At 70.2% G+C, this 22,132-nt stretch carries 20 protein-coding genes and 2 pseudogenes; 13 read left to right on the top strand and 9 right to left on the bottom strand.

The window, feature by feature from the left end; genetic code table 11:
- Positions 1-372: 372 nt before the first annotated feature.
- The 3 genes and pseudogenes from H9L22_RS11650 to H9L22_RS11640 all read left to right on the top strand — a co-directional run bounded on the left by H9L22_RS11650 (position 373) and on the right by H9L22_RS11640 (position 4,086).
- Complete coding sequence (locus tag H9L22_RS11650; protein ID WP_187720069.1) at positions 373-1,866, top strand: methylmalonyl-CoA carboxytransferase subunit 5S; 1,494 nt, start codon at positions 373-375, stop codon at positions 1,864-1,866.
- Positions 1,867-1,876: 10 nt separating this feature from the next.
- On the top strand, positions 1,877-3,433 hold the full coding sequence (locus tag H9L22_RS11645) for an acyl-CoA carboxylase subunit beta (protein WP_187720068.1): 1,557 nt from the start codon (positions 1,877-1,879) through the stop codon (positions 3,431-3,433).
- A gap of 294 nt (positions 3,434-3,727) precedes the next feature.
- Positions 3,728-4,086, top strand: a pseudogene (locus tag H9L22_RS11640) (biotin/lipoyl-containing protein).
- Positions 4,087-4,157: 71 nt separating this feature from the next.
- On the opposite strand, the gene H9L22_RS11635 reads toward H9L22_RS11640, so the two are convergent.
- Positions 4,158-5,210 carry a WD40 repeat domain-containing protein gene (locus H9L22_RS11635; protein ID WP_187720067.1) on the bottom strand — a complete coding sequence of 351 codons (1,053 nt, stop codon included), beginning with the start codon at positions 5,208-5,210 and terminating at the stop codon, positions 4,158-4,160.
- Between the two features lie 396 nt (positions 5,211-5,606).
- Between H9L22_RS11635 and H9L22_RS11630 the strand changes: the two genes are divergently transcribed.
- Positions 5,607-6,782 (top strand): AI-2E family transporter, encoded by a 1,176-nt coding sequence (locus tag H9L22_RS11630; protein ID WP_187720066.1) that lies wholly within the window; start codon positions 5,607-5,609, stop codon positions 6,780-6,782.
- On the opposite strand, the gene H9L22_RS11625 is transcribed toward H9L22_RS11630, so the two are convergent.
- From H9L22_RS11625 to phoU, 4 genes are read right to left on the bottom strand one after another with little or no spacing between them, the layout of a single operon-like run.
- The gene (locus tag H9L22_RS11625; protein WP_187720065.1) at positions 6,779-7,510 is read right to left on the bottom strand and encodes an SDR family NAD(P)-dependent oxidoreductase; all 732 of its coding nucleotides are present in this window, start codon (positions 7,508-7,510) and stop codon (positions 6,779-6,781) included. The genes H9L22_RS11630 and H9L22_RS11625 overlap by 4 nt on opposite strands.
- Positions 7,511-7,523: 13 nt before the next feature.
- Positions 7,524-8,273, bottom strand: a complete 750-nt coding sequence (locus tag H9L22_RS11620; RefSeq protein WP_187720064.1) for a phosphoglyceromutase — start codon at positions 8,271-8,273, stop codon at positions 7,524-7,526.
- 42 nt (positions 8,274-8,315) lie between these two features.
- Positions 8,316-9,305, bottom strand: a complete 990-nt coding sequence (locus H9L22_RS11615) for a polysaccharide deacetylase family protein (protein WP_187720063.1) — start codon at positions 9,303-9,305, stop codon at positions 8,316-8,318.
- Between the two features lie 13 nt (positions 9,306-9,318).
- The gene (phoU, locus tag H9L22_RS11610; RefSeq protein ID WP_187720062.1) at positions 9,319-9,984 is read right to left on the bottom strand and encodes a phosphate signaling complex protein PhoU; all 666 of its coding nucleotides are present in this window, start codon (positions 9,982-9,984) and stop codon (positions 9,319-9,321) included.
- A 182-nt stretch (positions 9,985-10,166) separates the two neighbouring features.
- Here phoU and H9L22_RS11605 point away from each other — a divergent pair, with 182 nt between their 5' ends.
- Together H9L22_RS11605 and H9L22_RS11600 are read left to right on the top strand one after the other, a co-directional pair.
- Positions 10,167-11,327, top strand: a complete 1,161-nt coding sequence (locus H9L22_RS11605; RefSeq protein WP_226965817.1) for a sensor histidine kinase — start codon at positions 10,167-10,169, stop codon at positions 11,325-11,327.
- Positions 11,324-12,001, top strand: a complete 678-nt coding sequence (locus H9L22_RS11600) for a response regulator transcription factor (protein ID WP_187720061.1) — start codon at positions 11,324-11,326, stop codon at positions 11,999-12,001. Before H9L22_RS11605 ends, H9L22_RS11600 begins: the two co-directional genes overlap by 4 nt.
- Positions 12,002-12,005: 4 nt before the next feature.
- On the opposite strand, the gene H9L22_RS11595 is transcribed toward H9L22_RS11600, so the two are convergent.
- The gene (locus H9L22_RS11595; protein WP_187720060.1) at positions 12,006-12,500 is read right to left on the bottom strand and encodes a hypothetical protein; all 495 of its coding nucleotides are present in this window, start codon (positions 12,498-12,500) and stop codon (positions 12,006-12,008) included.
- Positions 12,501-12,668: 168 nt separating this feature from the next.
- On the opposite strand from H9L22_RS11595, the gene H9L22_RS11590 reads away from it, so the two are divergent.
- The 6 genes from H9L22_RS11590 (at position 12,669) to H9L22_RS11565 (ending at position 16,984) form a co-directional block, all read left to right on the top strand.
- On the top strand, positions 12,669-13,154 hold the full coding sequence (locus H9L22_RS11590; protein ID WP_187720059.1) for a CarD family transcriptional regulator: 486 nt from the start codon (positions 12,669-12,671) through the stop codon (positions 13,152-13,154).
- A gap of 8 nt (positions 13,155-13,162) precedes the next feature.
- Positions 13,163-13,864, top strand: a complete 702-nt coding sequence (gene ispD / locus H9L22_RS11585) for a 2-C-methyl-D-erythritol 4-phosphate cytidylyltransferase (protein WP_187720058.1) — start codon at positions 13,163-13,165, stop codon at positions 13,862-13,864.
- On the top strand, positions 13,861-14,340 hold the full coding sequence (ispF, locus tag H9L22_RS11580; RefSeq protein ID WP_187720057.1) for a 2-C-methyl-D-erythritol 2,4-cyclodiphosphate synthase: 480 nt from the start codon (positions 13,861-13,863) through the stop codon (positions 14,338-14,340). Before ispD ends, ispF begins: the two co-directional genes overlap by 4 nt.
- 33 nt (positions 14,341-14,373) lie before the next feature.
- Complete coding sequence (locus tag H9L22_RS11575) at positions 14,374-15,087, top strand: hypothetical protein (protein WP_187720056.1); 714 nt, start codon at positions 14,374-14,376, stop codon at positions 15,085-15,087.
- Positions 14,985-16,040 carry a DUF2207 family protein gene (locus H9L22_RS11570; protein ID WP_187720055.1) on the top strand — a complete coding sequence of 352 codons (1,056 nt, stop codon included), beginning with the start codon at positions 14,985-14,987 and terminating at the stop codon, positions 16,038-16,040. Before H9L22_RS11575 ends, H9L22_RS11570 begins: the two co-directional genes overlap by 103 nt.
- 89 nt (positions 16,041-16,129) lie before the next feature.
- Positions 16,130-16,984, top strand: coding sequence for a flagellar basal body-associated FliL family protein (locus H9L22_RS11565; RefSeq protein WP_187720054.1), 855 nt, complete (start codon positions 16,130-16,132; stop codon positions 16,982-16,984).
- A gap of 77 nt (positions 16,985-17,061) precedes the next feature.
- On the opposite strand, the gene H9L22_RS11560 is transcribed toward H9L22_RS11565, so the two are convergent.
- Positions 17,062-18,501, bottom strand: coding sequence for a glycine hydroxymethyltransferase (locus H9L22_RS11560; protein ID WP_187720053.1), 1,440 nt, complete (start codon positions 18,499-18,501; stop codon positions 17,062-17,064).
- Between the two features lie 103 nt (positions 18,502-18,604).
- Here H9L22_RS11560 and H9L22_RS11555 point away from each other — a divergent pair, with 103 nt between their 5' ends.
- Complete coding sequence (locus H9L22_RS11555) at positions 18,605-19,747, top strand: hypothetical protein (protein WP_187720052.1); 1,143 nt, start codon at positions 18,605-18,607, stop codon at positions 19,745-19,747.
- On the opposite strand, the gene rlmB is transcribed toward H9L22_RS11555, so the two are convergent.
- Together rlmB and cysS are read right to left on the bottom strand one after the other, a co-directional pair.
- A complete protein-coding gene (gene rlmB, locus H9L22_RS11550) occupies positions 19,725-20,681 on the bottom strand; it encodes a 23S rRNA (guanosine(2251)-2'-O)-methyltransferase RlmB (RefSeq protein ID WP_187720051.1) in 957 nt (318 codons plus the stop codon). The genes H9L22_RS11555 and rlmB overlap by 23 nt on opposite strands.
- Positions 20,681-22,122, bottom strand: a pseudogene (gene cysS / locus H9L22_RS11545) (cysteine--tRNA ligase). The gene rlmB and the pseudogene cysS overlap by 1 nt, the downstream one beginning before the upstream one ends.
- Between the last annotated feature and the right edge of the window lie 10 nt (positions 22,123-22,132).

Below are 22,132 nucleotides of genomic sequence, written 5' to 3'. Positions count from 1 at the left end.
CTAGGAGGCAAAGTATGGGCTTAGGCCACGATGAAGAATCGCAGATCAGGCCAGGAAAGACGTTGACGAGGCAGTAGTCACCGGACAGTTCGACAGAGCGGCGAGCGTGACCGCGTAAGGCGCGGCAGGGCTGCAGCCGACCAGATCGAGAGTCAACAGACGAAGATAACCGGCGAGACGAACAGCGATGTCCGTCACCTAGCACAGACTCCGGCGGGGTCTCCCACAGGGAGGCCCCGCCCCGATCATTTTCGGGGGTGCCCGCCCGCGGCGCGGCGGCGGGAGAATCGAGACCCATGCTACCGGGACAGGTCTGACCAATTGATCGGGGGTGCTCGTCAGGTGCGCGACCCGGCATGCTTGGATTGGTCCATGACGAAACGGAAGATTGGCGTCACCGAGCTCGTGCTCCGGGACGCGCATCAGAGCCTCATGGCGACCCGTATGGCCATGGAGGACATGGTCGGAGCGTGCGAGGATATCGACCAGGCAGGGTACTGGTCGGTGGAGTGCTGGGGCGGGGCGACGTTTGACGCCTGCATCCGGTTCCTGAACGAAGATCCCTGGAAGCGGCTGCGCACGTTCCGCGAGCTGCTCCCCAACTCCCGCCTGCAGATGCTGCTGCGCGGCCAGAACCTGCTGGGTTACCGCCACTACGAAGACATGGTCGTCGAGAAGTTCGTGGAGAAGTCAGCCGAGAACGGCATGGACGTCTACCGCGTCTTCGACGCCCTCAACGATCCCCGCAACATGGCCCGCGCCATGGCCGCGGTCAAGGCCGTGGGCAAGCATGCGCAGGGCACCATCTGCTACACCGTCTCCCCGGTCCACACCGTCGACGGCTACATCAAGCTCGCCGGCCAGCTCATCGACATGGGCGCCGAGTCGCTGGCGCTCAAGGACATGGCGGCCCTGCTGCAGCCGCAGCCCGCCTACGACATCGTCAAGGGCATCAAGGACACCTACGGCGACATCCAGATCAACGTCCACTGCCACTCCACCACCGGCGTGACACTCGTGTCGCTGATGAAGGCCATCGAGGCCGGCGCCGACGTGGTCGACACCGCCATCTCGTCGATGTCGCTCGGCCCCGGCCACAATCCCACCGAGTCCCTCGTCGCCATGCTCGAGGGCACCGGATACGAGACCGGCCTGGACATGGAACGCCTGCTGCGCATCCGCGACCACTTCGCTGAGGTCCGGCCGAAGTACAAGGAGTTCGAGTCGGCCACCCTCGTCGACACGGACATCTTCTCGTCGCAGATCCCCGGCGGCATGCTCTCCAACATGGAGTCGCAGCTCAAGGCCCAGGGCGCGGGTGACCGCATCCGCGAGGTCATGGCGGAGGTGCCCAAGGTCAAGGCCGACGCCGGCCACCCGCCGCTGGTCACGCCGTCGTCGCAGATCGTCGGCACCCAGGCCGTGTTCAACGTCCTGATGGGCCGCTACAAGGTGATGACCGGCGAGTTCGCCGACCTCATGCTCGGCTACTACGGCGAATGCCTCGGCGAACGTAACCCGGAGGTCGTCGAGCTGGCCAAGGCGCAGGCGAAGAAGGAGCCCATCGAGGTCCGCCCCGCCGACCTGCTCAAGCCGGAATGGGACGGGCTGGTCACCACCGCCTCCACCCTCGACGGCTACGACGGCTCGGAGGAGGACGTCCTGACGAACGCCATGTTCCCGGGCGTCGCTCCGAAGTTCTTCGCGGCCCGTGCCGAGGGCCCGAAGAGCGTCGCCAAGACCCCCGCGCAGCTCGCGGCGGAGCAGGCGAAGGCCGCCGGCAACCAGACCGGGATCACCGGCCCCGTCCAGTACAACGTCACCATCGCAGGCCGCTCGCACAGCGTCGCGGTCGAACCGGCCTGAGGAGAAATCAATGGCTAAGCAGCACACGATGTCCGAACGACTGGAGCAGCTCGTCGAGCGTCGCGCCACCGTGGAGGCCGGCGGCGGCCTCGACAAGCTCGACAAGCAGCGCGCCAAGGGCAAGATGACCGCCCGCGAGCGCATCGAGGGCCTGATCGACGAAGGCTCCTTCCAGGAGACCGGCGCCTTCCGTCGCAACCGCACCACCACGTTCGGCATGGACAAGGCGGACATGCCCGCCGACGGCGTCGTCACCGGCTCCGCGTCGGTCCTGGGCCGCCCGGTGCACATCGCCTCGCAGGACTTCACCGTCATGGGTGGCTCCGCGGGCGAGGCGCACTCCATCAAGGTCACGGAGGCGCTGAAGGCCTCGCTGATGACCGGCACGCCGTTCGTCTTCATCAACGACTCGGGCGGCGCCCGCGTCCAGGAGGGCATCGACTCCCTGTCCGGCTACGGCAAGGTGTTCTACGCGAACGTCCTGCTGTCCGGCGCGGTGCCGCAGATCTCGATCATCGCCGGCCCCTGCGCCGGTGGCGCGGCCTACTCGCCCGCCCTGACCGACTTCATCATCCAGACCCGCAAGGCCCACATGTTCATCACGGGCCCGGGCGTGATCAAGCAGGTCACCGGCGAGGAGGTCACCCAGGACGAGCTCGGTGGCGCCGACGCTCACATGGGTCGTTCCGGCGTCGTCCACTTCGTGGCCGATGACGACGAGCAGGCGCTCCTGATCGCCAAGAAGCTCCTCAGCTTCCTACCGCAGAACAACACCGAGGACGCCCCGATCGTCGATCCCGACTACGTCGTGGAACCCAACGAGAAGCTGCGCGACATCCTTCCCGTCGAGTCCAACAAGGGCTACGACATCCGCGACGTCATCCGCGAGATCGTCGACCACACCGACTTCCTCGAGGTACAGGCCGGCTGGGCGCAGAACATCGTCGTCGGATTTGGCCGCATCGTCGGTCGGACCGTCGGCATCATCGCCAACCAGCCGAGCGTCATGTCGGGTGTCCTCGACATCGACTCCTCCGACAAGGCGTCGAAGTTCGTCCGGTTCTGCAATGCCTTCAACATCCCGGTCGTGAACCTGGTCGACGTCCCCGGCTTCCTGCCCGGCGTGACCCAGGAGCACAACGGGATCATCCGCCACGGCGCGAAGATGCTCTACGCTTACTCCGCCGCGACGGTCCCGAAGATCACCGTGGTCCTGCGCAAGGCCTACGGCGGCGCCTACCTGGCGATGTGCTCGAAGGACCTCGGCGCGGACAAGGTGTTCGCGTGGCCCACGGCCGAGATCGCCGTCATGGGCGCCGAAGGCGCGGCCAACGTCGTCTTCCGCAAGGAGATCGAGGCGGCCGACGACAAGGCGGCCAAGCGCGCCGAACTGGTCGAGGAGTACCGCGAGACCTTCTCGACGCCGTACATGGCAGCCAGCCGCGGCCTCGTCGACGACATCATCGATCCCGCGGACACCCGCCGCGAGATCGCGATGGCCCTGGAGCTCCTGGCAGGCAAGCGCGAGCTGCGTCCCGCCAAGAAGCACGGCCTCGGCCCGGCCTGATCGGAATCATGATGGAAGACAACGTGAACGACCTGCGGGGGCCCTCGAGGCCCTGGCCGCCAAGGTCACCGCGCTGGAGGCCCGCGTCGCGGAACTCGAGAACGCTCAGGAGATCCCGGAGGAGGACCTGATCGCGATCGGTGCCGCCGTGGCCGCCTACTTCGGCCACAAGGCGAAGGTCAAGGCCATCCGCTACGGCACCCAGAGCCGCTGGGCCGCCGCCACGCGCGAACGGCTCCACAACCGGTCCGTGCCACACGTCCGCTGAATCGCGTCTGACAAAGGAAGAATCCTATGAAGCTCAAGGTGACCGTCAACCAGACGGAGTACGAGATCGACGTCGAGGTGGAGGAGCCCGAGCGTCAGACGCTCGGCCCGATCGTCATCGGCGTCAACGGTGGGTCGAACCCCATCCCGACCAAGGCCTCGATGACCGCGACCAGCTCGAACGCCGTCCTGGCGCCGCTGGCCGGGTCCGTCGCACGCATCCTCGTCAAGGAGGGCGACGAGATCGCAGCCGACCAGGTCCTGCTGGTCCTGGAGGCCATGAAGATGGAGACCGAGATCAAGGCCCCGTCCGCGGGTACCGTCTCCGGGGTCCTCGTGGCCCCGGCGACGCCGTGCAGGGCGGGCAGGCTCTGATCGAGCTCTGACCGGCCGACCGGCCTGAAGACAGCAACGGCGGCGCCCCGATCGGGGCGCCGCCGTTGTCGTCCTCAGATGCTCAGGCAGACGGTGGGCTCTCGAGTGCGCCGAGGTACTCGTGTGTGCGGACGTCCCAGCGGGCGACGCCCGTGAAACCGAGGGCGTACAGGGTGCCGCCGTCCGGGGAGAAGGCCAGCGAGGCGAACTTCCGTGGTGGGATGCCGCCGGCCTCGGATGTGGGCCGCGGCAGCGGGACCGTGCCACCCGTGCGGTCAGCGAGCCAGACGCCGTCGTTGACGCTGACCCAGGAGAATGTGCCGCCGTCGGCCGACACGGCCGGCACGGCGCCGTCCGAGCCCAGAGCGCCGGCCTCCCGGGCGACGCCGTCGATCCGGAGCAGGGGGACCGCGCCGTGGCTCACGCCCACGAGGGCGCTGGCATCGGCGGAGGCGGCCCAGGCGTGACGCCTCTCGGACCCGGTCTCGTCGCTGGGGGCGGCCGTCCACACTGTCTCCAGCGTCACCGGGTCCAGTAGGAGGGGGCTCCAGTCCTGGGAGATCAGCAGGCCGGCAGGGACGCAGCCCCACACCAGGGCCTCCTGCAACTGCCGCGAGACGAGGTGCTCGCCCGTCGCGGCGTCCCAGCAGCTGACGACGTCCAACGTGCTGGCGTAGACGCGTCCCTCCTGCGATCCGGCAAGGCCGGGCGAGAAGGCGCGGCCGGGAGTGAGGGTGAGTGTGCTGAGCCCGCAGCCGGGGTCGATCAGGTCGACGGAGCCGTCGCAGCGTGCGGCGGCGAGCCAGTCCCCGGCCCAGGCGAGGCCGCCGTACCCGTCGACGGCGCCCCCGACCGACAGCAGCCTCCCGGCCGGGTCCCAGACGGCGACACGGCCCGAGTGGCCCGCGGCGACGCGGCCGTCCTGGGCGACCGCGATCCGGCCGTGGAAGACATACGAGGAGGGCCAGGCCGAGTCCGGATCGCCGCAGAGCACCCGGCCGCCGCCGGTTGTCGGGGCGCAGCCGTCGAGCGGTGTCCTGGTGCCGGCCGCGTCCTCGGTGGGCAGCCAGGGGCCCCCGCAGCCGGAGAGGGCGGCGGCAGCGCCCAGCATCAGCATGGCGCGGCGCGGCAACATCTCTCGGACTCTCCTGGGGACGACTCCTGGCATCGTAACGGGACCACGGTTGACCCCACATCCACCCAGGGGCCGAGGTTCGTCCCGCTACCCTGGAGGGGCAAGCGACAGGAGAAGCAGTGACCGACGACGCCAACGCTCACCCGGACCAGGGCCCGGGGACGAAGCAGAGCTGAGCCACTTCGACGAGGCGACGCTGGAGGCTCTTCCCGCGCCCGACCCCGACGAGCCTGTCGACAGGGCCGACGTCATCGGCGGCGGAGCCCGGTGGCTCGCCGCCTGGAGCGGGAGGCTGCTGCTGGTCGCCGGCGCGGTCCTGGTGGTGGGCTGGGTGGCGCTGCGGTTCTGGGACGCGATCCTGCCGGTGCTGCTCGCCCTGCTCTTCGCCTCGGTGCTGTGGCCCGCCGTCGCCGCCATGCGTCGGGTCGGCATCCCGCAGGGGTGGGGGCGGCCATCGGGCTGCTCGCAGGCATCGGCGGCGTCGTGGGCCTGTTCTCGATCGTCGCGCCCGCCGTGGCGGCCCAGTGGCCGACACTGTGGCTCCAGGCGATCAGCGGCGTCCGGAAGCTGCAGCTGTGGGCGGCCGGGCCGCCGCTCAACATCCGTGACGAGGAGCTCAACAACTGGATCAACCAGGCCATCGCCTACGTCCAGGAACACTCCGGCGAACTGGTCACGCAGGCGCTCAGCCTGGGCGGCAGCCTCGGCAACGGCATCGTCACGCTCCTGTTGACCCTCGTCCTGACCTTCTTCTTCCTGAAGGACGGCACCCGGTTCGTCGGGTTCACCCGGCGGATCGTCGGTCGCCGCGCCGGCTTCCACGCCTCGGAGCTGCTCACCAGGCTGTGGCTGACGCTGTCCGGTTACATCCGGACGCAGGCCATCGTGAGCCTCGCCGACGCCTTCTTCATCGGGTTGGGGCTCGTGATCCTCGGCGTCCCCCTGGCGATGCCGATCGCGATCCTGACGTTCATGGCCGGGTTCATCCCCATGGTCGGTGCCGTCACGGCCGGGGCCCTTGCAGTCCTCGTCGCCCTGGTGACCAACGGCTTCACGACGGCGCTGCTGGCGCTCGGGCTCGTGGTGCTGGTCCAGCAGCTGGAGGGCAACCTGCTGCAGCCGCTGCTGCAGTCGCGTGTGATGAAGCTGCACCCCGCCATCGTGCTGTTGGCCGTGCTGCTGGGCGGCACCTGGGCCGGGATCATCGGGGCGTTCCTGGCGGTCCCGGTCGCCGCTTCCGTCGCGGTCGTCCTCCGCTACCTCGGGGAGCTGGTGGACCTCCGCACGGGGGACAGGACGGCGGCCGACATCGAGTGGGTCACCGACGACGGGCACACGATCGCCCATCAGAGCGAACGGTCGGGCGCCGTGTTCCGGGCGCTGCTACGGCGCCGGACGGCGGAGGTGGTGGAGGAACTGACCGACCCGGAATCGGGCGACGGCCTGCCCCGCCGCGAGGCCGGCTGGCTGCGGCGGCTGACGCTCCGTGGCCCGGAGAACAGGCCCGCGGACGAGACGCTCACCGAGGAGCCTCCCGCCGACGAGCGGTCCTCCGAGGACCGGGCCGACTAGACGCGGTGCACCTTGGTCTGCGACGCCTGGGCGCGCGGCCGGATCGTCATCCGGTCGATGTTTACGTGGCGGGGGCGGGTGGCCATCCAGCAGATGGCGTCGGCGACGTCCTCAGCCGTCAGCGGCTCAGGCACCCCGGCGTAGACCTTCTCCGCCCGCTCGGCGTCGCCGCCGAAGCGGGTGAGGGAGAACTCGTCGGTGCGGACCATGCCGGGGGCGATCTCCGTGATGCGGACGGGCCGGTCGAAGAGCTCGAGCCGCAGCGACTCGACGACGGCGCGCTCGCCCGCCTTGGCCGCGCAGTAGCCTGCGCCGCCCTCGTAGCCGCCGTCGGCGGCGGTCGACGTGACGAACACGACGATGCCCTCCGCGGCCTCCAGCGCCGGGAGGAGGGCCTTCGTGACGCGTGCGCTGCCCAGCAGGTTCGACATCAGCATCGTTTCCCAGGCATCGAAGTCGGCCTCGGCGACGGGCTCCAGCCCGATCGCGCCGCCGGCGCAGTTGACGAGGACGTCGACGCGCTCGCCAGCCGCTGCGGCCAGCGCGGCGACGTCGCCGGGGTCGCCCACGTCACAGGCGACGGCCAGGCCGTCGACCGCCTCGGCGAGATCGCCGAGGCGGTCGAGGCGTCGGGCCGCGCAGATCACGCGGAAGCCCGCGTCGGCGAGGAGACGGGCCGTCGCGGCCCCGATCCCCGAGCTGGCTCCGGTGACTACTGCTGTGGGCATGTCCTGCTCCGTACTACTTCTTGCCTTGGTTCTTGACCGCTTCGATCGAGGCCGCGGCGGCCTCCGGGTCGAGGTAGCGGCCGCCGGGGGTGATGGGGGCGAAGGCGTCGTCCAGTTCGTAGAGCAGCGGGATGCCCGTGGGGATGTTGAGACCGGAGATGGCCTCGTCCGAGATGTTGTCGAGGTGCTTGACCAGGGCGCGCAACGAGTTGCCGTGCGCTGTCACCAGGACGGTCTTGCCCTCGGCCAGGTCGGGGACGATGTGCGCCTCCCAGTAGGGGAGCAGGCGGGCGACGACGTCCTTGAGGCACTCAGTGCGGGGACGCTCATCCTCCGGGATGTCCGCGTAGCGGGGATCGTTGTGCTGGCTGAATTCGTCGTCGATGTCGATGACGGGCGGCGGGGTGTCGTAGCTGCGGCGCCACAGCATGAACTGCTCCTCGCCGTACTGCTCGAGCGTCTGGGCCTTGTCCTTGCCTTGCAGCGCGCCGTAGTGGCGCTCGTTCAGGCGCCAGTGGCGGCGCACCGGGATCCAGTGGCGGTCACAGCCGTCCAACGCCAGGTACGCCGTGTGGATGGCGCGGCGCAGCAGCGAGGTGTGCAGCACGTCGGGGAGCAGCCCCTCGGCCTTCAGCAGCTCGGCGGCCTTCTTGCCCTCGGCGACGCCCTTCTCGTTGATATCGACGTCCACCCAGCCGGTGAACAGGTTCTTGGCATTCCATTCGCTCTCGCCATGGCGGAGCAGGATCAACTTTCCGGTCATGGCAGAACCCTACAAGCCAGGAAGGGTGATCCGCCCACCGGCCTAGCTGATGACGCCGAAGGTGTAGCCGGCCGCCTTGTAGGCGGCGATGATGCTGGACACCGAGTCCGCCGTCAGCTTCTTCTCCCTGGTGTCGTGGCCCAGGACGACGGCGACACGCATGCCCTGGCGGATCGGTTCGGTGGCGTTGGCGACGATCTGGTCGACGGTGGTGGGCCGCGACGCCTTCGGGGCGCTGTCGCGCGTGTCCGCATTCCAGTCGATCCAGGAGACACCGTGGGCGGCCAGCCGGGCGTCGGCATCGCCCAGCGACTTCCAGGACATGTGCCCCCCGGGGTAGCGCCAGCCCTGGGTGTCGAAGTCGTCTCCGACGATGCGGCGGACCTCCGCGACCGTGCGCAGGTACTCGTCCTCGATCCGGTCAGCGTTGGCGTGGCGCTTGGGGTACAGGTAGCCGTAGTCGTGCGACCAGCTGTGCAGGTTGATCGAGTTGCCCTCCTCGAGGGTGCGCAGCAGCACGTCGGGCGCCTGGGCCAGCTGGTTGCCTAGCACGAAGAAGGTGGCGTGGACGTCCGCGTCCCGGAGCGCCGCCAGGATGATGGGCGTGGTGACCGGGTTCGGACCATCGTCGAAGGTGAGGAAGACGACCTTCTCCGTCGGGAGGCTCTCGCCCTTCAGCCAGCCCTGCACGGTGGCGGCGGGATGGACGTAGCCGGCCGCCGACGCGATGTGGTTGCTGCCCGGGACGAGCCCCTGGCCGTCGGGGGGTGTCTCGGACCCGCCGGGGTCGGGCGCCGGGGTGCTGCCGGAGGGGGAGGGGGAGGGGGAGACGTGCGGTGGTGGTGACGGAGACGGCGTGTCGGTGGGCATCGGGGAGAGGGAACCCGGCCCCTGCGGGGTCGGGGTGGCGCTCGTGGGGATCTCCGGATGGGCCGTGACTTGTGGGTCGAGGCCCGCCGGGGCGCAGCCGCCCAGCAGGGCTGTCGCGGCGAGGGCGGCGACAGCGCCGCGGAATCTCAGACCCGTGTGCACGGAGAACCTCTCATCAGGCGTTGGGCCAGTCCTCGCCCTCGGGCACCTCGCCGGTGATGATGTAGATCACGCGACGCCCGACGGCCACGGCGTGGTCGGCGAATCTCTCGAAATAGCGGCCGAGCAGCGCCACATCGACGGCGCCCTCGATGGTCACGTCAGCGCCGTCGGCGAGGATGGACTCGAACTGCTCCCGGCGCAGGGTGTCCATCCTGGCATCAATGTCGACGAGCCGGTGCGCGCCGTGCGCGTCGCGGTCCTGGAGTGACACCCGCGCCACGTCGATGATCTCGATGGCGATCTCCGCCATCTCCTTGAAGCTGGCCTCGAACTGGGCCGGGACGGCGTGCGCCGGGTAGCGGAGCCGCGCGATCTTCGCGATGTGGGCGGCCAGGTCACCCATGCGGGCCAGTTCGAACACGACGCGGATGGCGGACACGATGGTGCGCAGTTCCCCGGCGACCGGCGCCTGCAGCGCCAGGATCGAGAGGCACTTGTACTCCATCTCCTCGTGGATCCGGTCCAGCTCTGCGTCGTCGGTGATGACGGCCTCGGCGCGGCCGAGGTCGGCAGTGAGCAGCGCAACGGAGGCCTCGCTGACGGCCGTCTCGGCCAGCTGGGCCATGTGGACGAGCCGGTCGAGGACTGAGTTCAGCTCCTCGTGGTAGCTGGTGCGCATCGTTGCTCCTTGATCCAGGGGTCGTGTCGAGTCTAGCGGTGGGCCGGACGGCCCGAGGCTAGGCGCACCGTGGGACCGGACCGTGGCCTGGGGGTGAACCGACGGTGAACGGGGTATGAAGTCTTGCCTCGGCGCTGTCGCCGGGTGGCGGGGGGCCGCAGGGAGCCCCATAGGATGGCGGCATGCACCCCGCACTCGCCGGCCTCATCGGGGCCGGCCTGGCAGTCCTCGTCTGCCTGTTCGCCTACCTGATCGTCCGCGGTCGGGAGAACTGGCGCAGGCTCGAGGCCCAGCAGGCGGCGGCTCTGGTCGCCGACGAGGTGCGGGCGATCCTCCTGACGCTGCGGGAGGGCGCTCTGCTGGTCGGCCCGCACGACGAGATCGTCGTGGTGAACGAGGCTGGCGAGGCGCTGAGCCTCGCCCGCGGCAGCCGGGTCGGTTTCCCCGAGCTCCTTGTCACGGTGCGTGAGGTGCGGGCGTCTGGGCGGCCATTCGACGGCACCATCGTCAGGGAGGCCCAGCCGGGGACGGAACGGCTGGAGGTGGCGGCGCACGTGCGGCCCCTCGGGAACGACCGGGTGCTGGTCCTCGGCGTCGACGAGTCGGGGGAGCGCCGCGTCGAGGCGGTGCGCCGCGACTTCGTCGCCAACATCTCCCACGAACTGAAGACCCCCATCGGCGCCATCAGCGTGCTGTCCGAGGCGTTGGCCGCGGCCCGCGACGATCCCGAGGCGGTCGACCTCTTCTCGGGGCGGCTCCAGCGGGAGACGGCGCGGTTGGCGGAGCTCATCAACCAGATCATCGACCTGTCGCGGCTGCAGTCGGAGGATCCCATGCTGTCGCGGGAACTGGTCGACGTCGGCGAGGTCGTCGCGGAGGCGGTCTCCCGTTCGCAGGAGCGGGCCACGCAGCGTGGCGTCGGACTCATCGTGGCGCACACCGACGTCGTCCGCGTCATGGGCGACCGCTGGCAGCTCGCCGACGCCATCACCAACCTCGTGCAGAACGCCATCAACTACTCCAACGAGCGCGCCAGGGTGACCATCAGCGTCCAGGCCGTGGCGCAGGACGGCGATGACTTCGTCGACGTCAAGGTGTCGGACAACGGCATCGGCATCCGGCCCGAGGAACAGGAACGCATCTTCGAACGCTTCTACCGCGTCGACTACGGCCGCTCACGGGAGTCGGGCGGCACCGGCCTCGGCCTGTCGATCGTGCGGCACATCGCCGTCACGCACGGCGGGTCGATCCGCGTCTGGTCCCGCCCCGGCCAGGGCTCCACCTTCACCCTGCGCCTTCCCGCCTACCTGGGCCCCGTCGAACCTGAGGAGGACACCCCGTGACCCGCATCCTGATCATCGAGGACGAGGAGTCGTACCGCGACGCGACGGCCTTCATGCTCCGCAAGGAGGGCTTCGAGGTGTTGACCGCGGAGGACGGCGAGACCGGGCTGGCGACGTACGACAGGTCGGGGGTCGACCTGGTGCTGCTCGACCTGATGATGCCGGGGATGCCCGGCTTCGAGGTGTGTCGGCAGCTGCGGAGCAGGGGCAACGTCGGCATCGTCATGGTCACCGCGAGGGACTCCGAGGTGGACAAGGTCGTCGGGCTCGAGCTCGGCGCCGACGACTACGTCACGAAGCCGTTCAGCCATCGGGAACTGGTCGCCAGGATCAGGGCGGTGCTGCGACGTGGCCAGGACCAGGTGCTGGTGCCCGACATCGTCGAGGCGGCCGGGGTCCGGATCGACGTGGAGCGCCACGAGGTGGTCGTCGACGGGCGCGAGGTGCGGCTGGCGCTGCGGGAGTTCGAGCTCCTCGAGGTGCTGCTGCGCAACGCGGGCCGGGTCATGACGCGCGGACAGCTCATCGACCGGGTGTGGGGGAGCGACTACGTGGGCGACACCAAAACCCTCGACGTGCACATCAAGCGGCTGCGGGCCAAGATCGAGGACGATCCGGCGGCCCCGACCCGACTCGTGACGGTCCGGGGCCTCGGGTACAAGTTCGAGGGCTGAGGGCTCAGGCGTTCGCCGCTGCCCACGCGTCCTTGAAGTCGTCGTTCGTGGACGAGATGACGGGCACCTCGAGGCTGACGCTCTGACCGTCGGCGAACGCGACCTGTACCTTGGCGAGCCGGCCCAGGGTCAGGTCGTCATTGTCGAAGAGGGTGCTGGAGCCGTCGAGCAGGATGGTGCGGCCGCGGACGATGTCCTCGCTGAACGGGAGGGTTTGCGCCTCGCCGAACGTGGCATCGCCGCGCTCGCCGGCGACGGTGATGCCGACGACCTCCGCGTCGGCGTCGCGCGAGGTGATGCCGCCGACGATCATCCCGGCCCCCTCTCCGTCGGCGACGACGGCGAAGTTGCGCAGTTTGATGCCGGTCTGTGAATCCGCCTGTGCTCCGGCGGCGGGCGGGGAGTCGTAGACCCACTGGCCCGCGGTGCAGGCACTGAGCGACAGCGCCAGCACGGCCGAGGCGACGACTGCCGTGGAACGGCGAAGCGGCTTGCTCATGGATGTCCTCCGGGTCAGGTGCGAACTGCGCTCATACTAACCAGAACCGGACCCTGGTGCGACGCGTCGGCGCGCCTCCGTGGACGGGCGTGCCTCCCCACTAGCGTGAAACCGTGGGCCCCGTGTGCCCGGCCTGCTAGAATAGGCCAGGGAAAGGGGTCTGAAAATATGACTTTTTCGATCGGTGAGACGGTGGTTTACCCTAATCACGGGACCGCAGTCATCGAAGACATCGAGAACCGAACCATCAAGGGCGAGGACAAGCTGTTCCTCGTGCTCCGGGTGATCGGGCAGAATGATCTCGTGATCAAGGTGCCTGCACACAACCTGGATCTGGTTGGCGTGAGGGATGTGGTCGACGCCGATGGCTTGGAGAAGGTGTTCGCCGTCCTTCGGGCTGAGCACACGGAGGAGCCGGCCAACTGGTCGCGCCGATTCAAGGCGAACATGGAGAAGTTGCACTCCGGCAACGTCATCAAGGTCTCGGAGGTCGTCCGCGACCTCTGGCGTCGCGACCGCGACAAGGGCCTCTCCGCGGGTGAGAAGCGCATGCTGGCCAAGGCGCGCTCGATCCTCGTCTCTGAACTCGCGCTCGCCGAGCGCGTGGATGAGGAGAAGGCGGAGATCCTGCTCGACGAGGTCCTCGCTTCCTGAGCACCTCGATGTTGAACGATTCCGGACCGGTCGTCGCCGTTGTGGTGGCGGCCGGTTCTGGTTCCCGCCTCGGCGCGCCCGTGCCGAAGGCCCTCGTCGACCTGGACGGCGTGCCCCTGGTGCGCCGCTCGGTCGATGCACTGGTCGCCGGCGGCGTGACGCAGGTCGTCGTCACCATCCCTGACGGCCTGGCCGCTGAGTTCGCCTCCGCGCTGGACGGCGTCGCCGTCCCCGTCCGCTGCATCGTCGGGGGAGAGACCCGGCAGGATTCCGTCCGCATCGGGCTGGCCGCGCTCGACGCGCCCGACGATGCCGTCGCGCTCGTGCATGATGCCGCGCGCGCACTGGTCCCCGCACCTGTCGTGACCGCCGTCGTGGCTTCGGTCGTGGATGGCGCCCAGGCCGTGATTCCCGTGGTCCCGGTCATCGACTCGATCCGCGAGGTGGGCGACGGCGATTCGCGCATCGTCGACAGGGAGCCGCTGCGCGCGGTGCAGACCCCGCAGGCGGCACGGCTCGGCGCGCTGCGCGGCGCCCATGCCGCCGCTGCGCAGGCCGGGGCCGTCGTCACGGACGACGCCGCCGTCTGCGAACTGGCAGGGATGCGGGTCACCCTCGTGCCCGGCCACCGCGACGCCCTCAAGATCACCGAGCCCATCGACCTGGCGCTCGCCGGGGCGATCCTGCAGACGAGGAACCAGCACCCATGACCCGTGTCGGAATCGGCAGCGACGTGCACCGTCTCGTCCCCGGCGTGCCCATGTGGGTCGGCGGGCTGCACTTCCCCGACGAACCGTCCGGCCTGGCCGGCCACTCGGACGGCGATGTCGCCGCGCACGCGGCCTGTGATGCGTTACTCAGCGCCGCCGGCCTGGGGGACCTCGGCTCCAACTTCGGCACCAGCGAGCCCGAGTGGGCGGGGGCGAGCGGTGTCGCCTTCATCCGCGAGACCGCACGCCGCGTGCGGGAGGCCGGCTTCGAGGTGGGCAACGTCTCGGTGCAGGTGATCGGCAACCGCCCCAAGCTCGCAGGGCGCCGGGCCGAGGCAGAGGCCGTCCTCAGCGCCGCACTTGGTGCCCCGGTGACCCTCAGCGCCACCACCACCGACACCCTTGGCCTGACCGGCCGTGGCGAGGGGGTGGCCGCCATCGCGGTGGCGGGGCTCCACGATCTGGCAAGGCAGTAGGCTGCGGCCACCCGCGGACGGAAGGAACCCCGCATGGCCCGCTGGCTGCGTCTCACCCTCGCCCTCATCGGCGCCTCCGCGCTGACGGCGCTGCCCTTGACCGCGCAGGCGGACGGGGCGGCGATCGACGAGGCCCGCATCGTCGCCGTCGTCGAGGCGGACGGAACGCTGGCGATCACCCAGACCCTCGTCTTCGCGGACGGGGCCGGCGAAGTCGTCCAAGCCCTGCCGGCGACCAGGGACATCGACTCGACACACTTCTTCCGCTACGGCGTCGACGGCGTCAGGAAGGACGGGGCGGCCGCCGCAGCCGTGACGTCGGGACCGGACGGGCACCGCATCGTGTGGACCGCCGAAGCGGCGGGCGAGGCCACCCTCACCTACCGGGTCGTCGGCGCCGCCCGCACGGAGCTGAGCCAGGAGGGCGACCTGACCGTCGTCGAATGGCCCATGCTGACTGGGCTGAGCGCCGACGTCGCCAGGGTGGACGTCGTCGTCCGCGGCCCCGGCGCGCCGCAGCTCATGAACTGCACCGCCGGCCCGGTCGGCGGGGTCGGGCAGTGCGCGGCGCAGTCGGGGGCACGTTTGAGCAGCCTGAACCCCAGTTCCGTGACGCCGATGTCGCCCCGGGCGACGAGATCGTCGTGGCCGTCGGCTACACCCCGCAGGACGTCGCCGCCAACGCCGATGTCGTGGAGCGGTGGAGCCTCGACCGCGCATTCGAGCTTTCCTGGTCCTCCGTCCTGATCTCGCTGCTGGTCGGCCTGCTCGGCGCCGGCCTCATCTGGCTCACCTACCGCCGCGCCGGCCGCGACCAGACGACGGGCGGGGCCACCGCCGTCGCCTCGTTCGTGCCCGTCGGCGACGGGGTCAGCGAGTTCCGTGTCCACGGCGACGTCCGCCCCGGACACGTGGGCACCGTGGCGGACGAGCGAGTGGACCCGCTCGACGTCACGGCCACGCTGCTGGACCTGGCGGTCCGTGGCCACCTGCGGATCACCGAGCTGCCCCACGAACAGCACGGGCTCCTCGACTGGTCACTCGAACGCCGCCCGTCCGAGGCGCCCCTGGCGACATTCGAGGCCGAACTGCTCGACCTCGTCGTGCCCGCCGGGCGGAGGACTCTCGTCTCGGAACTGTCGGACACCGTGGCCCAGGGCATCGGCGGTGTCCAGGACGCCCTGTACGCCGAGGTGGTCGACCGTGGCTGGTTCGACTCGCGCCCGGACGCGACCCGCTCCTCGTGGCGCACGCTGGGATACCTCGCGGTCGGTGTCGCCGTGGTCGCCGGGATCGCGCTGGTCGCGTGGACCCATCTCGGGCTGCTGGCGCTCGTTCTCCTTGCCGTGGCCGCCGGACTCGTGTGGGCGTCCGACCGGATGCCGAGGCGTACTGCCGCCGGCTCCGCACTCCTGTCCGGCCTGCATGCGCTGGCGGGCACGCTCGCGACGCAGCCGACCGACCAGCTCCCGCCGGGCCGCGAACTGCCGGCCGTGGCGTCGCTGCTCGGCTACACCGTCGTCCTCGGGTCCAAGGACCGGTGGCTGGAGGCGCTGGTGGCGGCGGATGCCGACGCGGACGCGCCGGATCCCGACACCCTCGACTGGTACCACGCTCCAGCGACCTGGCACCTGCAGGACCTGCCGGCGTCGCTCACCCAGCTCATCACCGCGCTGCAGGGACGCCTCACCGGACGCTGATCGGCGTCCGGCGCCGACCGGCGTGGTTATACCGACCTGGATCGGCCCTCCCGGCGTCTACGCTGAGGGCGCGAGACCGGAGGAGCAGCATGAGCAACGACAACTGGAACGGCGGAAACCCGCCGCCCCCGCAGGGTGGCTATCCGCAGGGCGGATACCCGAACCAGCCCCCGCAGGGCTACCCGCAGCAGGGCTACCCGCAGCAGCCGCAGGGCGGCTACCCACAGCAGCCGCAGGGCGGCTACCCACAGCAGGGTGGATACCCGAACCAGGGCCACCCGCAGCAGCCGCCCCAGGGGTACGGAGGCCAGCCCCCGCAGCAGGGGTACGGGGGTCAGGCGTACGGACAGCCCCAACCGCCCAAGAAGAGCATGCTGCCCTGGATCATCGTCGGCGCGTTGCTTCTGGTGGGCATCATCGGCGTCATCATCTTCGTTCTGACCAGCGGGGACGACACCGACACCTCGAGTCAGACGGCGGTCCCCACCGCCGCCGGGTCCGAACCCGCCCCCGACCCGAGTGTCCCGGCTCCTGAGGAGTCCGTGTCGGCTCCGGCGCCTGACCCGGAGCCGGAGCCGTCCGCGACCGAGAGCGATCTGGCTCCAGAGGACTTCCCCGTCCTGAGCCGCGAGGACCTTCCCGAGCGCGTGGGCGACTTCTCGCTGCAGGGCACCGGCTTCGTCTTCAGCTACGTCCGGGACGGGAAAGAGACGGACATGATCACCCCGCTCGCGACCGGCGAGCCCGGCCGTCCGGAGGACTGGGGAATGCCGCCGGGGGAGGCGCTCCTCGACGGGCGTGGAGGCTGCTCCCAGCTCGCGACCTACCTCCTGTGCACGGTGGACACCCAGGAGTTCGGCGGGATCATGATCTCGACCGCGGGCGAGGTGACCCTCGAGGAGGCGCAGGCCGTCGTCGTCGCGCTCGGCGAGCGCCATCCGTAACCCGCCCCGCGCCACACGGACAAGGGGGAGGGCAGCCGATCGGCTGCCCTCCCCCTTCTGCGTCTGCCCGGCTGAGCTCAGCTCAGGTCGAGCCCCGGGTACAGCGGATGCGCGGCCAGCAGCGTGTCGGCGGCCGTGAGCGACGCCTCGCGGGCCTGCTCGGGCAGCGTGTACTTCGCCTTGCTCGGGGCGCCCGTCGACGTGGTGGTCGGCTTCGTGGAGCGCAGGACGTCGACGATCATGCCGGCAACCTCGTCCATGTCGGACGTGGTGAAGCCGCGCGACGTGAGGGCCGGGGTGCCGAGCCGGATGCCGGTCGTGTACCAGGCGCCGTTCGGGTCGTTCGGCACCGAGTTGCGGTTCGTGACGATGCCGGACTCCAGGAGCGCGGACTCTGCCTGACGGCCGGTCAGACCGAAGTTGCGGACGTCCAGCAGCACGATGTGGTTGTCGGTGCCGCCGGTGACCAGGCGGGCGTCGCGGCGGAGCAGCCCCTCGGCCAGAGCCTTGGCGTTGTCCGCCACGTTCTGCGCGTAGGTGCGGAACTCGGCGGTGCGGGCCTCGGCCAGCGCGACGGCCTTGGCGGCCATCACGTGCGACAGCGGGCCGCCGAGCACGAGCGGGCAGCCGCGGTCGACGGACGGGGCGTACTCCCCGGTGGCCAGGATCATGCCGCCGCGCGGACCGCGCAGCGACTTGTGCGTGGTGGTCGTGACGACGTCGGCGAAGGGCACGGGATCCTCGTCACCCGTGAAGACCTTGCCCGCCACGAGGCCGGCGAAGTGCGCCATGTCGACCATCAGCACCGCGCCCACCTCGTCGGCGATCTCGCGCATCTTGGCGAAGTTCACACGACGCGGGTAGGCGGAGTAGCCGGCCACGATCACCAGCGGACGGAACTCGCGGGCCTGGGCGGCCAACGCGTCGTAGTCCAGCAGTTCGGTGTTCGGATCAGTGCCGTAGGAGCGCTGGTGGAACATCTTGCCGGAGACGTTTGGACGGAAACCGTGCGTGAGGTGGCCACCGGCGTCGAGCGACATGCCGAGCAGGCGCTGCTCGCCGAAGCGGTGACGCAGCGTCTCCCAGTCGGCCTCGGACAACTCGGCCACACCCTTCGCGCCGAACTCGGCGAGCGCGGGGGTCTCGACCTTGTGGGCGAGGATCGCCCAGTAGGCCGTCAGGTTGGCGTCGATGCCGGAGTGGGGCTGCACGTAGGCGTACTCCGCGCCGAAGAGCTCACGGGCGTGCTCGGCGGCGACGGCCTCGACGGTGTCGACGTTCTGGCAACCGGCGTAGAAGCGGTGGCCGACGGTACCCTCGGCGTACTTGTCGCTCAGCCAGGTACCCATGGTGGCGAGCACGGGCAGGCTCGCGTAGTTCTCGGACGCGATCAGCTTCAGCGAGGCGCGCTGATCGGTGAGCTCCTGGCGGGTGGCCTGTGCGATGCGGGGTTCAACCTGCTCGATCACGCCCAGCAGCGTGCGGTAGGCCGATGAGATCGACTCGAGATCGCTCACAGTTCTCCTTCGTGGGGTGGGGCAGGGCCCACTCTAATGCCGGGGGAGGGGCCCACCTACTCACGGCCGGGGGGTGGGCGGGCCATCGTCTACGCTGTGCCGCGTGGCACTGTCGAGACGCAACGCACTCGTGCTGCTCGCCGTCGGAGGGCTGAGCGGCTGCACGTTCGAGCCGATCGTCTGGGACGACGCGTCACCGGAGCCGACCGGCACGCCGGACCCGGGCCGCGTCGTCGGCAAGGAGTTCTTCGCCCGCTCGGCCGACCGCTCCGCCAAGACGCTCGCCGGCGGCATCGAGTCCAACCTGCGGATCAGCACCGCCCACTTCGACGGCTACCTCGTGGCCAGGAGCGTCTCGACCCGCCTCGACGGGGAGACGGCCAAGCAGGTGAGACAACGCAGCGCCATCGAAGCGCCCGAGGGACGCGAGCTCGTAGCCTTCGTGCTGCGGGCGGGGATCCCCGGCTTCATTGAGTCCGGCGAGCAGACCGCCGGGTTCCGGATCATCAACGGTGACCTGCCCATCCGGGTCGTCTCGCCGTTCGGGCGGGTGGTGGGCGCCGCCTACGAGGTCCCGTACGTGATGTTCGTGCTCTCGGTGCCCAAGGGAGGGCCGGTGCTGTTCCAGGTCGACGATGTCGGCCAGAGCGTCACCGTCGACGTGCGTACGGCCCAGCCCGCGCTGGACGAAGGATGGGAACGCAACGCAGGCTTCCGCAAGGACCTGCTGATGTCGTTCGAGCCGACGGCGGGCACCTACCGGCTGCCCGCCCAGACCGTTCCCAGCGACCCCGAGGTGCCCATCCAACGCGCCTCGTTCCGGCTCGACGTCGCACCCACCTCCTCCTACGGCCTCGTGCCGTGGAACCCGCAGGGCGGCTGGGCCGAGGCAGGCAGACAGTGGATGCGGATCCAGATGAACGCCGAGGTCAGCTTCGAGTCGGACGACAACGTGGCCATGGAGATGGACCTCGACGTGCGCCGCTCCTTCACGTTCGTCGACGCCTCCGGCACCTCACACGCGCCGCAGCTTCCGCTCACCATGACTAGCGAGGCGATCCGGCGTGGGCAGGGGGTCCTCGACATCCTCTGGCAGGTTCCGGCCGACACGATGGGCGGCCGCATCCTGGTGCACCCGGAGGGGAGGCTGCAGGCGCACTACTCGGACGCGCCGACCGTGCCGGTCACCGTGTCCAGCACGCCGGCGCCCCTGTCCTTCGCGCTTATTCTGACGGAGAAGAGTTGAGGCGCTGCTGGCTGACCTCGTAGAGGGCCACGGAGGCGGCGACCGACGCGTTGAGCGACTCGACGGCGCTGGCGATCGGGATGTTGACCAGCATGTCGCAGTGGTCACGCACCAGTCGCGCGAGGCCCTCGTCCTCGGAGCCCACCACGATCATGAGCGGCCCGGTGAGGCCGGGCGCGGCCGCGATCGGGGTCTCCCCCTCGCCGGCGAGGCCGATGATCATGAAGCCCATCTTCGCGGCCTGCTCGAGGGCCCGGTTCAGGTTCGTGGCCATCGCGATCGGCAGCCGGGCCGCGGCGCCGGCGGACGTCTTCCACGCGGCCGCCGTCATAGACGCTGAGCGGCGCGACGGGATCACGACACCCGTGGCGCCGAAGGCCGCCGCGGAGCGGACGATGGCGCCCAGGTTGCGGGGGTCGGTGACGCCGTCGAGGGCGACGACGATGCCGTCGGTGTCGAACCCGTCGGCCAGCACGTCCTCGACGTCGGCGTACTCGTAGGCGGGCAGCTGCAACGCGACGCCCTGGTGGACGAGGCCGCCGGTGACCCGGTCGAGTTCGCCGCGGGGGACCTGCAGCAGAGTGATGCCGCGCTCCGCGGTGAACTTCAAGATGTCGCGGAGACGGTCGTCGCGCTCCGCGCCCTCGGCCACGTAGGCCTGCTTCACGGGAAGCCCAGCCGTCAGTGCCTCGAAGACGGGGTTGCGGCCGACCACCCAGTCGGCGCCGACGGCCGAGCGGGCCGGCTTCTTCGGCTGGGCCGCGCCGCGCCGCTGCGCGGCCTGCTTCGCCTTGTAGGCCTTGTGGTAGGTGCGTTCCTCCGCCTTCGGCGTCGGGCCCCGGCCCTCGAGGGAGCGTCGGATCCGACCGCCGGATCCTGCCGTCTTGCCCTTGCCCTTGGTGGTCGCGCCACGGCGCTGCGAGTTGCCTGCCATCAGTTCTCCAAAGTCCACTTCGCCCCGGTGGGCGTGTCGGTGATCGCCAGGCCGAGACCGGCCAGCGTGTCGCGGATCGCATCCGCGGATGCCCAGTCCTTCGCGGCGCGGGCGGCGGCACGCTGTTCCAGCAGCGCGCTCACCAGCCCGTCGACGACGGGGCGGAGCTCCTCGGAGCCACCCTCGTCGGCCCACTGGGGGAGGTCGGGTTGATGCCGAACACGTCCAGCATCGTCGAGACGGCGTGGTGGTGGGCGGCGATGCGGGCGGAGTCACGGTCGGCCAACGCCTGGTTGCCGCCCCGGACCGCGTCGAAGAGCGCGGCGACCGCGCCGGGGGTGCCGAGGTCGTCGTCCATGGCGGACGCGAAGGCCGCCCACTCGGCCGTCGTGGGCTCACCCGCAGTGGGTTCGCCGCCGGCGAGGTGTTCCGCCGCGCGGGCGAGGAACGAGTCGATCCTGTCGATGGCCTTCTCCGCCTCGGTCAGCGAGCCGCGGGCGTCGTCGTCGGCGGGGGAGAACTCGATCGTGGAGCGGTAGTGGGGGCTCAGCAGGAAGAAACGGACGGCGCGCGGGTTGTAGGCGCGCGTGACCTCCGACACCAGCGCCGTGTTGCCCAGCGACTTGCTCATCTTCTCGCCGGCCATGGTGACCCAGGCGTTGTGCATCCAGTAGCGGGCGAAGCCGCGCCCGGCTGCGGCGGACTGCGCCAGCTCGTTCTCGTGGTGCGGGAACCTCAGATCGATGCCGCCGCCGTGGATGTCGAACGTGGCGCCGAGGTACTTGCCCGCCATCGCGGAGCACTCGACGTGCCAGCCGGGGCGGCCCCGGCCCCAGGGCGACGGCCAGGCCGCCGTCTCCGGCTCGGTGCCCTTGTGGCCCTTCCAGAGCGCGAAGTCGCGGGGGTCACGCTTGCCGCGCGGGTCGGCGTCGGCCGCAGGCTCCATCTCGGCGACCTTCTGGCCGCTGAGCTCGCCGTAGCGGGGCCAACTCATGACATCGAAGTAGACGTCGCCCGAACCGTCCGGGGCCGCGTAGGCGTGGCCGGCGTCGATGAGCTCGCCGATCAGCTCGATCATCTCGGGGATGTGGCCGGTGGCGCGCGGCTCGTAGGTCGGCGGGATGCAGCCGAGGGAGGCGTAGGCGTCGTGCAGTTCGCGCTCGAAGCGGTAGGCCAGCGCGTACCAGTCCTCGCCGTTCTCGGCCGACTTGCTCAGGATCTTGTCGTCGATGTCGGTGACATTCGCGACGACCTTCACGTCGTAGCCCTTGTGCATCAGCCAGCGGCGCAGGACGTCGAAGACGACCTCCTTGCGGATGTGACCCAGATGCGGGGAGGCCTGCACCGTCAACCCACAGTGGTAGATCGACACCGTCGACTCGTCGAGGGGGACGAACTCGCGCACGCTACGCGAGGCGGTGTCATAGAGCTTCAGGGTCACGGGAAGGCAG

The organism is Tessaracoccus defluvii (assembly GCF_014489575.1).
Taxonomy (GTDB): Bacteria; Actinomycetota; Actinomycetes; order Propionibacteriales; family Propionibacteriaceae; genus Arachnia; species Arachnia defluvii.
The sequence above is the reverse complement of the archived record's forward strand: the minus strand, read 5'-3'. Positions and strand labels throughout refer to the sequence as shown.